This window comes from Shewanella chilikensis, from assembly GCF_002836945.1.
Classification (GTDB): Bacteria; Pseudomonadota; Gammaproteobacteria; order Enterobacterales; family Shewanellaceae; genus Shewanella; species Shewanella chilikensis.
Genome location: NZ_NIJM01000031.1, coordinates 18757 through 33746 on the forward strand (window position 1 = coordinate 18757; position 14990 = coordinate 33746).

Below are 14990 nucleotides of genomic sequence, written 5' to 3' on the forward strand. Positions count from 1 at the left end.
CTTGCAGTCAAAATCCCACATCTGTGGAAACAACACAAGCCCCGACGGCGACTCTTGCGCCCTACCAACAAATCCGTTTCGGTGACAAGCCCTTCGGGCGGCAAATTTGTCTGGCGGCGGTAGGCAGTGAAGCCCTGTTGCCTCTGCTGCAACTCTGGAGCCAACTGCGACAGGATTATCCCAAGCTTGTGTTACAACTCTTGCTGTTTGCCGCCGATAAAGACTCCCGGGCAGAATCGCTCAAGGTTCTGCAAAGCAAACTGCCATTAGGGCAGACCACCGAAGCTACCGCATCCGCCGAGCATCAAACAAGCGAAGTAATATCTCTCCTTGCCGAGCTGCAGGCAGGTAAACCTCTGGCAATCCCCGGCTGCCAACGCTTTGTGCTCGATGGCGGCAGGTTGACACTGGATCTTTACCTTGAATTTGACGCCACTTTGCTCAAAGAGTTGCCTGGTGTAAACCATAACGGCTGGATAGACAACTGGCTCTGGCTTGCTGAGCCCTTACCCTCTCAGGCAGAGGTCTGGCAGATGGCGCGCTTGGCTAAAGACTACGCTTCCTTGCTGTGCCTGCCAAGTAAGAGAAGCGCTCTTGCCTCTATTATGGTCAATAGCGGGCTCAATATAGTAGATTTTAACGGGCCGGCAGCACTGCTTTTGACTCAACAAACTGAGCTCGAGCCCATCGCCAAAGCAGAACGCCTTGCCTTGCGGCGCCAAAGCAATGCCAGACTGGCGCCCTGGCCGCTCTACCGCGAATCCACACTTGCAGCCGATGAATCTATTGCCATTATCGGCGCCGGTGTGGCCGGCAGCCAGCTGGCGTTGTCATTGGCCGAACGTCACCAGCCCAGCCAGGTATTTTGCAGCGAGGAAAACGCGGGTCAAAGTGCCAGTGGCAACCGACAAGGTGCACTATACCCGCTGTTGACACCGGAAACATCCGAGCTCAACACACTATTCCAACAAGGTTTTCTCTTCAGTCGGCGGCGGATAACCGCCTTGGTTGCCGCCGGGTTCGATATCGCCCATGACTTTTGCGGTGTATTACACACAGGCTTTGATGAGCGAAGCCGCACCCGCCTGAATAAGATTGCCGAGGGCCAAAATTGGCACCCGGATATTTTGCGCCGGGTCAACAACTTTGAGGCGACTGAGCTTGCGGGATTGGATATTAAAGAAGATGGTCTTTTTTACCCTCTGGGGGGCTGGGTCTGCCCCAGAGCCCTGTGCCGCGCCGCGATCCAATATGCCGTTGAATCAACTTACTGCGACTTTCAGCGCCGCACCCATATCAGCGAGATTTCAAGAGAAGGTAGCCACTGGTGGCTGAGTGCTACCGATGGTCGCCGTTTTGGGCCATTCAAAAAACTGGTGCTGGCAAGCGGCGCTTCGCTGACAGCACTGCCACAAACCTCGGCCCTGCCCGCCTCACCCTTTCGCGGCCAGGTCAGCGAAGTCGCAACCCAAGGCGGTTTGCGAGCGCTTAAGACAGTACTCTGTGCCAAGGGCTATCTCACCCCGGCCTGGGAGGGGATTCATTGTTTGGGAGCCAGTTATGTCAAAGATCCCGAGCAGCTGGCCTACAGCGACGTCGAGCAGAGAGAAAACCTGCAAAAAATCGCCATGAGTTATCCGGATGCCGACTGGCACCAGGGGCTGGTGATGGGGCAAGGAGCGCGAGTGGGGGTGCGTATGGTCACCCGGGATCACTTCCCCATGTTGGGTCAAGCACCGGATGTCGAGGCACTAATGCAAGTCTATCAGCAGCATCAGCACACTCCCGAGAGTGCCCGCTATTGGCAACAAACACCGGCCCCTGTGCATCCCGGTCTTTATGTTCTCGGTGGTTTGGGCTCCCGCGGTCTCAGCACAGGTCCGTTGGCGGCGGATATTCTGGCATCAGAGCTTTGTCATCAACCCTTGCCGGTAGGAAGTACGCTACTGCAGCGCCTTAATCCAAACCGGATGTGGATGCGTAAACTTATCAAGGGTAAAGCACTTTAATATTGATTGAATTATCCAAGACATACATGGGCGAACCGAGCTTTAGAGAGACAAACTGCCATAATGCACTATTCTAGCTAAAACAAGGCTCTGGATTGGTATTCACAACAGATGAGATAGTCATCAAAGCCTATCACTCAGAAACTATCGCAGCTTGTCAAACAGTTTAAGTTGAATGGAAAGTGCCCGCCCACGAATAACATTTCAAATGAACCAACACAGGAAATCGATCAAGATAAAAAAATGCCGCTCAGTATAACTGAACGGCATTGTGCTTTAAGACTGCTTTTAAAGACTTAAACTATATTACAGTTCTTCAGCATTCTCAGACAGATAGGCAGCAACACCGTCTGGGCTGTCTTTCATGCCTTTCTTGCCTTTTTCCCAACCAGCTGGGCAAACTTCACCGTGCTCTTCGTGGAATTGCAGCGCGTCGATCATACGCAGCATTTCATCGACGTTACGGCCAAGAGGCAGATCGTTAACGACCTGGTGACGCACCATGCCTTCTTTGTCGATCAGGAAAGAACCGCGGAAAGCCACACCGGCTTCTGGGTGTTCAACGTCATAAGCCTTGCAGATGTCGTGGCGAACGTCGGCTACCAGAGTGTATTGAACCTGGCCGATACCACCTTTTTCCACTGGGGTGTTACGCCATGCATTGTGAGTAAACTGAGAATCGATAGAAACACCGATCACTTCAACGCCACGCTTCTTGAACTCTTCCATGCGGTGATCGAAAGCGATCAGCTCAGATGGGCACACGAAGGTGAAATCCAGTGGGTAGAAGAACACTACCGCAGGCTTGCCTTTGATTGCTGCAGTCAGGTTGAAGCTGTCAACAATTTCGCCAGAACCCAGAACAGCTGCCGCAGTAAAGTCCGGAGCCGGACGGCCTACTAATACGCTCATTTTATACCTCCATCTATGGATTGAGCTGTGAATAAAACAGAATCCGTTTTAACTACAGGCCATTATAAGAGGTGCCATCCACCTGACAACCTATTTAGGATCAATATCACGCTTTTGCCCCAATTTAAGGCTTGTCTGGATAAGAAATCGGCAAGAGCGCGGTCACTGCAACAACATGGGTCACAAAGCGGTTCAATAACCTCAGGATCCAGTTCACAAAGGCAGATTTTTTCCCGCAAACACTGATTGCAGCTGGACATCCAAGCCCCCCCAGTCAAAAATAGCCCCTTTGTTTAGCGAATAAGACTTTACTATGAACGCAGTTGTGATTGCCGTCTGTCTGATGCTCGCTCTCAGCCTGGCCAGGGTCAATGTGGTGATCGCCTTGACGATCAGCGCCCTGGTCGCTGGCTTGATGGGGGGACTGGACATCCACCAGACCATAGAAGCATTCAATACCGGCCTGGGCGGTGGTGCCCAAATAGCCCTGAGCTATGCCCTGCTTGGCGCCTTTGCCGTAGCCCTGTCCCATTCCGGGCTGACCACTTTGATCTCCACTACTGTGATCAAGGCCCTTGGCAAGGATCCCAATAGTCAAAACCTCAAGTGGGTTCGCAGCCTGTTGCTGCTGTCGCTGCTGGCCATGGCCATCAGCTCACAAAACATTCTGCCGATCCATATCGCCTTTATCCCCATTCTGGTGCCGCCACTCTTGCATCTGATGTCCAAACTCAAGCTGGACAGGCGTTTGGTTGCCTGTGTTATCACTTTCGGCCTGGTCACCACTTATATGGTGTTACCTGTGGGCTTTGGCGGCATATTTCTAAACGACATACTGCTGGCAAACCTGCAGTCCAACGGCTTAGAGGCCCAGTCAGGTGACATTCCCCAAGCTATGCTTATTCCGGCCGCCGGTATGTTGGCCGGACTGCTGACGGCCGTGTTTATCAGCTATCGCAAGCCAAGAGAGTACCGGGAAGAGCAGATCCTCGCCGCTGAACCGGAAACCGGACTCAGCAAGCGCAACATCATCATTGCTGTGCTGGCTATTCTGGCGACTCTGCTGGTGCAGCTGCAGACAGATTCGATGATTTTCGGCGCCCTGGTTGGCTTTATGATCTTCTCATTCAGCGGCGCGCTCAAACATGTGGCCGATGAAGATATCTTTAACCAAGGCGTGCGCATGATGGCCAACATTGGCTTTATCATGATAGCCGCCGCCGGTTTCGCTGCCGTGGTCAAACAAACCGGTGAAGTACTGACTCTGGTCAGTGCCATAGGTGAGTTGATTGGTGACAACAAGGGCCTGGGCGCATTGTTGATGTTGGTGGTGGGTCTGTTGATCACCATGGGTATTGGCTCATCTTTCTCGACTATCCCCATTATTGCCACCATCTATGTGCCGCTGGCGCTGAACTTTGGTTTCTCTGTGCCTGCGGTTATCGCCCTGGTCGGCACCGCCGCAGCGCTTGGAGATGCCGGCTCACCGGCATCGGACTCAACGCTCGGCCCCACCGCCGGCCTCAATGCCGATGGTCAGCACGATCATATCCGCGACAGCGTGATCCCAACCTTTGTTCACTACAACATTCCGCTGCTAATCTTCGGCTGGATTGCCGCCATGGTACTCTAAGCACTCTTGGGGAGTGATAACCCTGAATACAAAAAGCCAGTCTGTATCAGACTGGCTTTTTTGCTTTAGCGGCCTGCTTTACAAGCCGGGGCCGAGCTTATCGGCGCTGTTTCAGGCCTGAGTTTCTTCTATCAGGCGGTTACCTGAGCCTATCTCAATTTTGCGCGGCTTCATGGCTTCAGGGATCTCGCGCACCAAATCTATATTGAGCAGGCCGTGTTCCAGATGGGCACCTTCGACGGTCACATAATCGGCCAACTGGAAGGTACGTTCAAAGCCGCGCTCGGCAATGCCTTGATACAGGTATTTACGCTCCGGAGCCTGCTCGCCCTTGGTGCCTTTCACCAACAGCTTTTCGCCCTCGCTGGTGATCTCCAGCTCATCCATGGCAAAGCCTGCAACCGCCATGGTGATCCGGTAACGGTTCTCACCCAGGAGTTCGATATTGTATGGAGGGTAACCGGCATTGCCATTGTTGGCGGCGGCATGTTCGGCCAAACGGGCCAGACGATCAAAACCGATAGCGCTGCGGTAAAGGGGAGTCAAATCATAGTTACGCATAGTCATATCCTCATAGATTAAGCAATATGTAGTGTCGGGCCGAATCATCGCACCCTAGGTTCAAACGGCCGCCCAATGGCACGGCCTTTAATTTATCGGTCAAGGCACTTTCCCTGCCGACACTCAATAGATAAGGTCGGGCAAAAGTATTTCAAGTGTCGGTAGAATTAATTGGTTAAAATTCACCCAAAGCCACATGACCACCCTGCTCTTTTGCCACAAAAAAGCAGCCCCGAAGGGCTGCCTGTAAAGTGACTTAATGTGCTATTTACTGAGGTACTTCACAACCCAGCGGGCTGTTGGAGTTTTCATAAACGATATCGCCTACCGGCTCGTAATCAACGGCCTTGATGCTTTGTTTCTCTTTCAGGAAGCTGTAGAAGACTTCGGCATCAACATAGCCAGTTTGTACCGGATCCAGCTTGGGATAGCCGTCACCGCCCGCTGCGTTGAAGCTGGGTACAGTGAAGGTGTAGCTATCTGTTGCGCTGTAATCCTTGCCGCTGACTTCGCTGATAGCGACCGACTTGGCCTGACAATCAACTGTCATTTTCACGCCCGTTATCTGGGCATAAGCCCCTGAACCGCGCTGCATGGTAGCCACTACACCCAGATAATCGCTGAGCTCGGCACCTGTCATAGTGCTCAGGGTTATCATGTTACCGAAAGGCTGCACTGTCAGTACATCACGGTAGCTGATATCACCGGCGGCGATAGAGTCACGTACACCACCCGAGTTCATAACGCCGATATCGGCATTAACCTTGGTGGCCTGCGCCATGGCGAGCAAACGGCCCAGGTTGGTCTGCTGACCACGAACCACGCCGCGATCGCCTTCCAGTTTGCCATCGGTAGTGGCGATGATTTCGCCCAGTTTTTCACTGCCCTTGTCCTGATATTGCTGCAGTACAGCTTTGACTGTGGTATCGGCAGGGATCTGCTCACCGGCCAGTTCCTCTGTCTTCTTGCCTTCGGCATCCAGTTTTCTCAGGTTGACCGGGATCAGCTTGTAGCTGGCCAGGTGCAGTTTGCCGCCATAATATTCAAAATCGGCGCGGCCAACATACTTACCCCACTCATGGGCCTGCATGATCCAGGTGCCTTTGTGCTGATCAGGAAGGCAATCATCACCGGGTTTGAAGTCGGCATAGCTCTGACTACCGGGTTCCATACAAACCGGATTCTGTGAGTGGCCACCTATGATGACCTGCAGCTGTCCCTCTTCCAGGGCGCGAGCCATGGCCACGTCACCCGGGGCATTGCTGCCGTTTTGGCCATCGGCATAGTGCCCCATGTGAGTGGTTGCCACTATGATATCGGCGGCTTTGTTATCATTGATCTCTTTGATGACCTTTTTGATCTCTTCTTTGGGATCAGTAAACTCAAGCTCGCCGATAAACTCAGGGTTACCTATCTTGCGGGTATCTTCTGTGGTCAAACCTATGACAGCCACTTTAAGACCTTTAACATCGAAAACCTTGTAAGGCTCGAAGTAACGACTGCCATCTTTTTTGTAGATGTTGGCAGCCAGCATAGGAAACTCGGCGAGCTCGCGCTGCATATCCAACACGCTCAGTGGGTTATCAAACTCGTGGTTACCCACGGCCATGGCGTCATAACCAATCAGGTTCATGCCGATAAAGTCAGGCTCGGCGTTTTGCAGATCCGACTCAGGCACACCTGTGTTGATATCACCACCGGAGAGCAACAGAGTCTGGCCGCCGTTGCTTTCCACTTCGCTGCGTAAGCGCTCAACCAGCGTCTTACGGGCTGCCATACCATACTCACCGTCACTGTTTTCCCAAAAGCGACCATGGTTGTCATTGGTATGTAAAATGGTGAACTTGGTGCAATTATCGGCGCCGCAGACTTCCGGTGCCGGATCCTTGTCATCACTGTTACAACCGGCGAGTGCAGCCAGAATGGCTGTCGCCAAAAGTCCTTTCATCAGCTTATTAGACATTATTAAATCAACCCCATGTTTTTATTTATTTTTACCATCATCATTAATGAGCGGAGAAGCGAACTTCCCGCGCCCGACATACTAGCAAGATTAAGTCAAAAATGTGTCATTTTTATTAACAAATAAACGTTAACTGCATGATTTTAAGGCGGGAAATAACACAACCTGTTCACAATCCAGAATAGGCTTCCAGGGGCTACTCATACTTTAGCGTGATCTGCTGCTGATATTAGAGTGTAATTAGCACCCGAAAAAAGCTATTTCACTGATATATATGAAAATAACTAAAGTATTAGCAGCAACAGGCTATTGTTTGATAATGGAAACAGCCGCTGAAGGGCCGTTTCTATTAAGGGACGACTTATTTTTCAAAAAATCAAAACTGGATATTAGGCAAGTGTAAACAAGTCCCATCTGTGCTCTGTGTTATTAGACTCAGGCAGGCCCCTGCATACCTTCGGTCCGTAGCTTTGAACGCCAATTCTGTGTAAGTCACTCTCTCAATGAGAACGTCGCTAGGACTTATTCGCACCTTCCCTAATTCAAACGCGCCTGCAGCCACTGACTGATGAGATTCAGCTCCTGCGGCACCACGCCGTGCGCCATTGGGAAAGTGTGCCATTCAAGTCGATATCCCCCCAGCTCGAGCGCTTCTTTGGCCATAAGCCCGGCACTGAGGGCAACCACATCATCCTGCTCACCGTGGCATTGCAAAATAGGTGTATCACGGTTGGCGCTGCTCACGTCTTCCGGCAACTGCTCACCACCCGGCAAATAACAGGACAGCGCCATAATACCGGCCAAGGCTTCGGGATAACGCAGTGCGGTAAAGAGGCTCATCACCCCGCCTTGGCTGAAACCGGCAAGCACAATACGGTTGGCGGCAATGCCCTGGGCGACTTGCTGCTCTATCAGTTGCCGAACCAAACGCTCGGATTGCAGTACCCCTGGCATATCGGCTCTGTCATGGAGATTGAGGCTCTTGATGTCATACCAGGCGCGCATCACATAACCACCATTAACAGTAACAGCCTGCTCAGGCGCATGTGGAAACACAAAGCGTATCGAGTGTTCGGCCGGCAGTCCCAATGCCGGCACCACAGGGGCAAAGCCGTCACCCGAGTCACCCAAACCATGCAACCAGATAACGCAGGCCGTGGCCGGCTCGCGGGGTTCAACAACAACGGCATCCAGGGTGGCTGACGACATAACAACATCCTTCTTGATAGGAAAAAAATGTGACCGACATCATATCAGGCTGTAGATTCCTTGCCAGTACCATTCTAAAAATTCGAATAAAAACACGTGTATTTCGCGCTTTACCCATAAATAACCACCACCTAGACTGAAATGCGAGCCATAGATCAAAGCGGTTAAAGGAGCGATAAATGGGATTGTTGCAGCAGGGCAAATGGGTCGACCTGTGGTATCAGACAGACAAAAACGGCGGCAAGTTCGTCCGTGAAGATGCAAAGCTACGAAACTGGATCACCCCGGATGGCAGTCCGGGCCCCAGTGGTCAAGGTGGATTCAAGGCCGAGCCGGGCCGCTATCATCTCTATGTTTCACTCGCTTGCCCCTGGGCCCACAGAACCTTGATATTTCGCGCCGTGAAAGGATTGGAAGCGCTGATCTCTGTGACTGTAGTCGAGCCCCATATGTTGGAAAATGGCTGGGAATTTGCCACAGAGGCGGGCCCCAAGGGTGGCCAGCCTATCCAGGGCGCCGAGCAAGACCCTTTGTTTGGCAAAGCATTCCTCTACCAAATTTACCAGCTCGCCGCGGTCGATTACAGCGGTCGGGTGACAGTACCTGTGCTGTGGGACAAACATCATCAGACCATAGTCAGCAATGAATCGTCGGAAATCATCCGTATGTTCAACTCCGCCTTCGATCATCTGACCGGCAATAACCTGGACTTTTACCCGCCCCATCTTAGAGAGGAGATAGATACGCTCAACGAATTCATCTATCCCAATATCAATAACGGGGTTTATCGGGCCGGTTTTGCCAGCTCACAACAAGCCTATGAAGAGGCCTTTGAGCAGCTGTTCAGTGCCCTTGACAGATTGGAGTTGCAATTGAGTGAACGCCGCTTTCTCACAGGTTCACAACTCACTGAGGCCGACTGGCGCTTGTTTACCACCTTAATCCGTTTCGATGCCGTCTATGTGGGCCACTTCAAGACCAATAAACGCCGCATTGAAGACTACCCGGCGCTGAGCCAATACCTGCGCGATCTGTATCAGTACCCCGGCATTGCCGCCACGGTCAACTTTGAACATATCAAACAGCACTATTACTACAGCCATGGGCAGATAAATCCCAGTCGCATCGTACCCAAGGGCCCCGAGTTAGACTATCAGCGCAGCCATCAACGCCACAGACTGGAATAGTAAATCACTCGGGCGTCAGACCGTAAAAGTCTGCCAGTTGCTCGAGCTGTTCATCTGAGTCGAGCCGCAGCTGCCAACGCACGGCGCCGGCATCGGCCAGCAGAATGCAAGGACCTTTGAGCAAACGGATATCGTCGCTCAGCGCCATCAACACTGTCTGCATGGCCGGCAAGCGTACCTGCAGCTCATTGGGACTCAGCAGCAATCGCCCCTGCTCGCAGTCAATTTTCATCCCCTCTCCTCTCAATGGTTTCTCAATCAAAAACGCCCGCTAAAGCGGGCGTATTCAGTTAAAGCCAAACTCAGTGGTGATGACCACCGACGCCATGGGCATGACCATGGGCTATCTCTTCATGGGTGGCTTCACGGGCTGAGACCACTTCGATATCAAAGGTCAGCTCGCGACCGGCCAATGGGTGATTGATGTCCACTGTGGCCATAAACTTGCCCACCTTGACCACAGTCACTTGACGCTGGCCTTGATCTGTATTGACGACCGCGCGCATGCCTGGCTTCCATACTTTGGCGCCCATCAGGTGTTTTACCGATACGCGCTGCTCGGCGCCTTCAACCCGCTCACCGTAAGTTTCAGAGGCAGGCAAGGTCACACTGAACTTGGCACCTATCTCTTTGCCTTCGATGGCTTTCTCGACTCCAGGCATCATGTTGTCATGGCCATGCAGATAGGCGATGGGATCGTGCCCCTCGTTGGTTTCCAGCACTTCACCCTTTTCATCGCGCAGTGTGTAATTGAACTGCACCACCATATCTTCTTTAACGCTCATTCTGAGTCCTCAGTATTCATGATTCCGGCGCAGCTTAACAAAACTGTCGCCTGCACTCCACTGCTTTGGATTAGCGCCCTGCGCCAGGCACTATCGCCAGATGCTCGAGTCGCTCCAGCACCTGGTGGTTTTTCAGTGCCAACTGACAAACACCACCATCAATTTGATGCTTAACAGAGCAATCCACACTCCAGCTGCGCAGCAGATATCCGGCCAAGGCCGCGTTGCTGGCCACCTTGAGCTCGCCATCCTCCATACGATAGTCGAGCATAATCGCCTCCGGGTGTTTCAGGCTCGGATGGGGAACCAACACCAGTTCCACCGGCGTCAACCAGTTGCTGTCGGCCGCCGGTTGCTCCTTGGGCAAGGGAGAGCCTTCAAGTTCTCTGGCCTGCTTGATACGGGTCACCACAAAGTCGTTGAACTTGCCATGCTGTCGGTCAAATGCCCGTACATGCCAGCGCTGGCCGTTGTTGACCAGGGCATGAGGCACAATTTCGCGCAGGGTTTCACCGCTTGAGGTGGAAACATATTGCAGCGCCAGCGCCTGCCCTTGCTGAATTGAACGCATCAGCGCCGCGATAATCTCGGTATCCGGATGAATAAGCCGCACCGCATCGAAACAGACCTGGCTGGGCACCAGGGGCTGTGACAAACCATCACCAAAGCCACGGGCCAGCCCCGAGAGAATGGCTTCGGGCTCGTGATGAAACAAGGGCTTGAATTCATGCTGGCGCTGATAATGACGGCTGGGGTGCATCAGCTTGAGGTTTTGCGGCGCCAGCTCGCGATAGAGGCTGAAGTCGCGGGTGGCGGCCGCCAATCCGGTGGCAAACTTGGCAATCAAATCCTGACGACTGACCTGGCCAAAATACTGCAGACTGAAATCGATAAAGGCCAGACGCTGTCGCTGGCCGTGACTCAATTTATCTATGTTGCTCATCTCGCTGCTCATATCATTCCCTGAGTTCTAATCGGTGCGGGAAAACGCCAATTTCTGCTGCCAACATTATCCGGGCAGTTGATTGGCGCCTTTATGAGCTAACATTAGCCAATCCCTTGGCTACTGGCAATCATTTTGATTAGCAGAATTAGAGTCCCAGGGCTTTAAAGGTTTCGGCAGAGGGGAAACCGTCGGCCACCAAGCCTTTGCTGAGCTGAAACGCCTGTAAACTGGCGCGGGAGTTACGCCCGAGAATACCGTCCGGCTTTCCGGCATCAAACCCCTGCTCATTGAGCTTTTGCTGCAGCGCCTTTATCTGGGCGCGGCTCAAGCGGGTTTGCTGCGGCGGTGCTTTGGCCAGCCGACCGGCGCCACTGATTCTGTCGGCCAAATGGCCTACTGAGATGGCATAAAACTCAGAACGGTTCCAACGCTGGATCACCTGGAAGTTATCGTAGCCGAGAAACGCAGGTCCCTCGTGCCCGGCGGGCAGATAGAGTCTGGCTTCCATCTGGGCCTGTGGCAGCACCTCGCCATTGCTCTGGGTCAATCCCAGCGCCTGCCAGTCGGCGAGAGACTTTTTCTGCCCCAGGTGCTGATAATCAAACGCCTCAGGTAAGCGAACCTCCCTGCCCCAGCGTTCGTTGCGCTGCCACCCCAGGTGAGCAAGAAAGTTTGCCGCCGAGGTCAGAGCATCATCTATGCTGTTCCAGAGATCCGCCTTGCCATCACCGTCACCATCGACAGCATAACTGGCATAGGCACTGGGCATAAATTGGGTGTGACCCATGGCGCCGGCCCAGGAGCCTTGCATATCGGCTGCGGCAAAACCATATTTCTGGCTCAGCTTCAGCGCTGTCATCAACTCCTGGGTAAAAAAGCCCGAGCGGCGGGAGTCGCAGGCCAGGGTTGCCAGCGAGTCCAACACAGGCATCTTCCCCTTGTAGCCTCCGAAATTGGTCTCCATGCCCCAGAAAGACAAGAGATATTGCGGCGGCACGCCATACTCGCGCTTGAGCTTATCCAGCAGTACCTTGTGCTCAACCAGCAGTTCCCGGCCCTTGGAAACCCGCCAATCTGTTACCCGTTTATCGAAATAGTTGGCAAATGTCTGGGTAAACTCGGGCTGACTGCGATCCAGCTCTATCACTCTGGGTACAAACTTCAGTGGCTTAAGATGTGAGTCGATGGTCTGTTGACTGATGCCCTCGTTAAGGGCCTTGTCCTGCAACTCCACAATACACTGAGGAAAAGCCGCTTCCCCGGCCTTTATCAGGGCTTCTACAGGATCCTCATTCTGGGGGGCTGCCAGCGTTTGCGTGGCCAACAGCAGGGGAAACCAGGATAAAACTCTGAACACCTTCCGACTCCTTAAAAAATTAAACACCCCATCGAGCTCCATCCTAACCAGTCGCACAGCGTTTTTTAAGACCCACAGGCATAATTCCCTGTCGTTGAGCCGATTTTTAAGCATTTATTCCTGTTTGTTCATCTGAGGTTAAGATTCACTTGGACTCCAGTGCTTATGCCGTATAATGGCGCCACTAACCCTTGCTCAAGAGAGAGATCATGACTGATTTAGCGCCGGCACTGAGCCAATTTATCGATAACGTCAAAGAGCACCAGCAGGTGTGGGGCTTGCAGGACGACTCCGGCGAAGGCTGGGTGGTGTGTGATTCCAGCGAATATGAAGACACAGATGTCATGCCTTTATGGTCTGATCAGGCGGTGGCCCAAAGCCATTGCACCGAGGAGTGGGTCAACTTCGCACCCGTGGCGATTCCATTGGAGGAGTTACTGGAGTTCTGGATTGAAGATCTCAACGAAGATGGCGTATTGATTGGTATCGATTGGCGCGCCGAGCAGGAATGTCCCGAAGTTGAGCCGGTAGAGCTGGCCAAGTTCCTGGTGGACGTGGAAGCCGAATAAGCTTTACCCGGTCGGGAGTCACCAAGGCTCCCGACTTCTTTTAAGACTCAGAGCAACATCTGCACAACCCTATGCCCTGTCCCTTGGTCGACATCCCCTTTAATTGCCGTCACAGCTGCTGGTTTTGTGCCGAGCCCTGCGAACACGTTTTTGCCTTTAGAGCCTCCCCCCATGCAGAACATGCCTCACTGAGCGTGCCCGCCTGTAAGGAGTGCCTGACGCTGGCCCGCCAACATACTCTCACCTCGATATACGAGTGCCGTATTGCGGTTAAAGATGCGCTGATGAAGCGCTACGCCAAACATCTGGCCATAGGGCTGAATTGGACCCGTGAAGAGCTGGAAGAATCGGAGTTTTCCTGCAAAATTCTTGGCGGCTTTAAACGCAGCGCCTGGTTTATGTATGAAGTGGCCAGAGACAGGATCAATGCCAAGGGTTGGTCCCTGTGTATTGAAGGCGTTCCGCTGAGCGACGAGACGCCAAATACCGGGTTTGACTTCGATGGCTTACACTACAGCTCTGTGTTTGCCGCCATAGAGCACTACGCCAAAAATTTTGCGCTGGACAAAGACTTTCTGCAGGCACTGACCGCCATCTGCGGCCGCGACAGATTTGCCTTTGCCGTGCGCCTGGCCAGGCTTAACATTGCCGCGGACAAACGCACCAAGAAGCAACTTATCCGCGAGCTAGAGCAGGAAAACAGCCGTTAATCAGCCCAGCTGGCGAATTCTGTCCTGTACGGCTTCCACCAGCAGATCCGGCTGGAACTTGGAAATAAAACGATCGCAACCCACCTTTTCCACCATCGCCTTATTGAAACTGCCGCTGAGGGAAGTATTGAGGGTAATAAAGAGATCGGCCATCCGCTTGTCGTTGCGCACCTCATAAGTCAAACGGTAACCGTCCATTTCGGGCATTTCAGCGTCGGTGATCATCATCAAAATCTGATCTGTCACCTTGAGCCCCTGATCGCACCAGGACTTGAGCAGCGTCAGCGCCTCGCGCCCATCGCTGCGTTCAATCACTTCAAGCCCCAACTGTCCCAAAGTATCGCGAACCTGGCGTCTGGCGGTGGGCGAATCGTCGACAATTAAAATCTTGTGTCCCGGCATCTTGGCCACCAAGGACTCATCCAACACACCTTCTGAGAGACGCACGTCATAGTGGATGATTTCCGCCAACACCTTTTCCACATCGATAATGGACACCAACTCAGTTTTACCCTGGGTTTCCATCCGAGTGATAGCTGTAAGGTAATGATTGCGGCCGGCGGTTTTCGGCGGTGGCATGATATCGCCCCAGGTCATGTTGACTATATGCTCAACCTTGCCCACCAGAAAACCCTGCACGCTGCGGTTGTATTCTGTGATGATAAGGTTGGCGTCTTCGCCCACAGGCATGGGTGAGAAACCTATGGCACTGCGCAAGTTGATAACGGGAATCGAAACACCACGGATATTGGCGACGCCGCTGATGGCAGGGTGGCTGCCTGGCATGGCCGAAAGCTCCGGCAGTTTTACTACCTCTTTGACCTTGAATACATTGATGGCAAACAGCTGGGTCGAACTGATCCTGAACAGCAATAACTCCAGCCGATTCTCACCGACGAGTTGGGTTCGTTGATCTACAGATTCCAATACATTTGCCATAACAACTACTTGTCCAATTCTACTGCTGAATATGACGTCGATTATAGTGGTAAAGGGGCGCAACAAACCATGCTTCAGGGCAAATTTAAGCTAAATTGTCTTAAATGATATGCACTTGGCTACAGTTATATAGGTTGCAAAGGAGGAGGGTAAAACGCATCTTCCTTCAAAGGGTTAAGCTGGGCTACAGCAAAAGCCCGCGTACGCCCT

The 14990-nt window shown here is 52.8% G+C and carries 14 protein-coding genes; 5 read left to right on the top strand and 9 right to left on the bottom strand.

Annotated features, from left to right (window positions below; translation table 11 throughout):
* Positions 1-23 precede the first annotated feature (23 nt).
* Positions 24-2009, top strand: a complete 1986-nt coding sequence (mnmC, locus tag CX651_RS12755; protein WP_110691262.1) for an FAD-dependent 5-carboxymethylaminomethyl-2-thiouridine(34) oxidoreductase MnmC — start codon at positions 24-26, stop codon at positions 2007-2009.
* Positions 2010-2315: 306 nt separating this feature from the next.
* Here mnmC and CX651_RS12760 read toward each other — a convergent pair whose 3' ends face one another.
* Positions 2316-2921 (bottom strand): peroxiredoxin, encoded by a 606-nt coding sequence (locus CX651_RS12760; RefSeq protein ID WP_025009505.1) that lies wholly within the window; start codon positions 2919-2921, stop codon positions 2316-2318.
* Positions 2922-3234: 313 nt separating this feature from the next.
* Here CX651_RS12760 and CX651_RS12765 point away from each other — a divergent pair, with 313 nt between their 5' ends.
* Positions 3235-4554: a Na+/H+ antiporter family protein gene (locus CX651_RS12765; protein ID WP_101056360.1), complete on the top strand. Its 1320-nt coding sequence runs from the start codon at positions 3235-3237 to the stop codon at positions 4552-4554.
* Between the two features lie 111 nt (positions 4555-4665).
* Here the strand turns inward: CX651_RS12765 and CX651_RS12770 are convergent, their stop codons facing one another.
* From CX651_RS12770 to CX651_RS12780, 3 genes are all read right to left on the bottom strand, one after another.
* A complete protein-coding gene (locus CX651_RS12770; protein ID WP_028779347.1) occupies positions 4666-5115 on the bottom strand; it encodes an Hsp20 family protein in 450 nt (149 codons plus the stop codon).
* Positions 5116-5383: 268 nt separating this feature from the next.
* Positions 5384-7078 carry a bifunctional UDP-sugar hydrolase/5'-nucleotidase UshA gene (gene ushA, locus CX651_RS12775; protein WP_101056361.1) on the bottom strand — a complete coding sequence of 565 codons (1695 nt, stop codon included), beginning with the start codon at positions 7076-7078 and terminating at the stop codon, positions 5384-5386.
* Positions 7079-7615: 537 nt separating this feature from the next.
* Positions 7616-8287 (bottom strand): alpha/beta hydrolase, encoded by a 672-nt coding sequence (locus CX651_RS12780; protein ID WP_101056362.1) that lies wholly within the window; start codon positions 8285-8287, stop codon positions 7616-7618.
* A 179-nt stretch (positions 8288-8466) separates the two neighbouring features.
* Between CX651_RS12780 and CX651_RS12785 the strand changes: the two genes are divergently transcribed.
* Positions 8467-9474, top strand: a complete 1008-nt coding sequence (locus tag CX651_RS12785; protein WP_101056363.1) for a glutathione S-transferase family protein — start codon at positions 8467-8469, stop codon at positions 9472-9474.
* Positions 9475-9478: 4 nt separating this feature from the next.
* Here CX651_RS12785 and CX651_RS12790 read toward each other — a convergent pair whose 3' ends face one another.
* The 4 genes from CX651_RS12790 to CX651_RS12805 form a co-directional block, all read right to left on the bottom strand.
* Entirely contained in the window at positions 9479-9706 is a 228-nt protein-coding gene (locus tag CX651_RS12790; protein WP_025009501.1) for a DUF3389 family protein, read from the bottom strand.
* A gap of 70 nt (positions 9707-9776) precedes the next feature.
* On the bottom strand, positions 9777-10259 hold the full coding sequence (locus CX651_RS12795; RefSeq protein WP_071239052.1) for an FKBP-type peptidyl-prolyl cis-trans isomerase: 483 nt from the start codon (positions 10257-10259) through the stop codon (positions 9777-9779).
* Between the two features lie 70 nt (positions 10260-10329).
* Positions 10330-11214, bottom strand: a complete 885-nt coding sequence (locus CX651_RS12800) for a WYL domain-containing protein (RefSeq protein ID WP_229839795.1) — start codon at positions 11212-11214, stop codon at positions 10330-10332.
* 136 nt (positions 11215-11350) lie between these two features.
* Positions 11351-12562 (bottom strand): lytic murein transglycosylase, encoded by a 1212-nt coding sequence (locus CX651_RS12805; RefSeq protein ID WP_373296851.1) that lies wholly within the window; start codon positions 12560-12562, stop codon positions 11351-11353.
* Positions 12563-12771: 209 nt separating this feature from the next.
* Here CX651_RS12805 and CX651_RS12810 point away from each other — a divergent pair, with 209 nt between their 5' ends.
* Complete coding sequence (locus CX651_RS12810) at positions 12772-13131, top strand: DUF2750 domain-containing protein (protein ID WP_101056364.1); 360 nt, start codon at positions 12772-12774, stop codon at positions 13129-13131.
* 71 nt (positions 13132-13202) lie between these two features.
* Positions 13203-13841: a hypothetical protein gene (locus CX651_RS12815; RefSeq protein ID WP_101056365.1), complete on the top strand. Its 639-nt coding sequence runs from the start codon at positions 13203-13205 to the stop codon at positions 13839-13841.
* Here the strand turns inward: CX651_RS12815 and CX651_RS12820 are convergent, their stop codons facing one another.
* On the bottom strand, positions 13842-14780 hold the full coding sequence (locus CX651_RS12820) for a chemotaxis protein CheV (protein WP_101056366.1): 939 nt from the start codon (positions 14778-14780) through the stop codon (positions 13842-13844).
* Between the last annotated feature and the right edge of the window lie 210 nt (positions 14781-14990).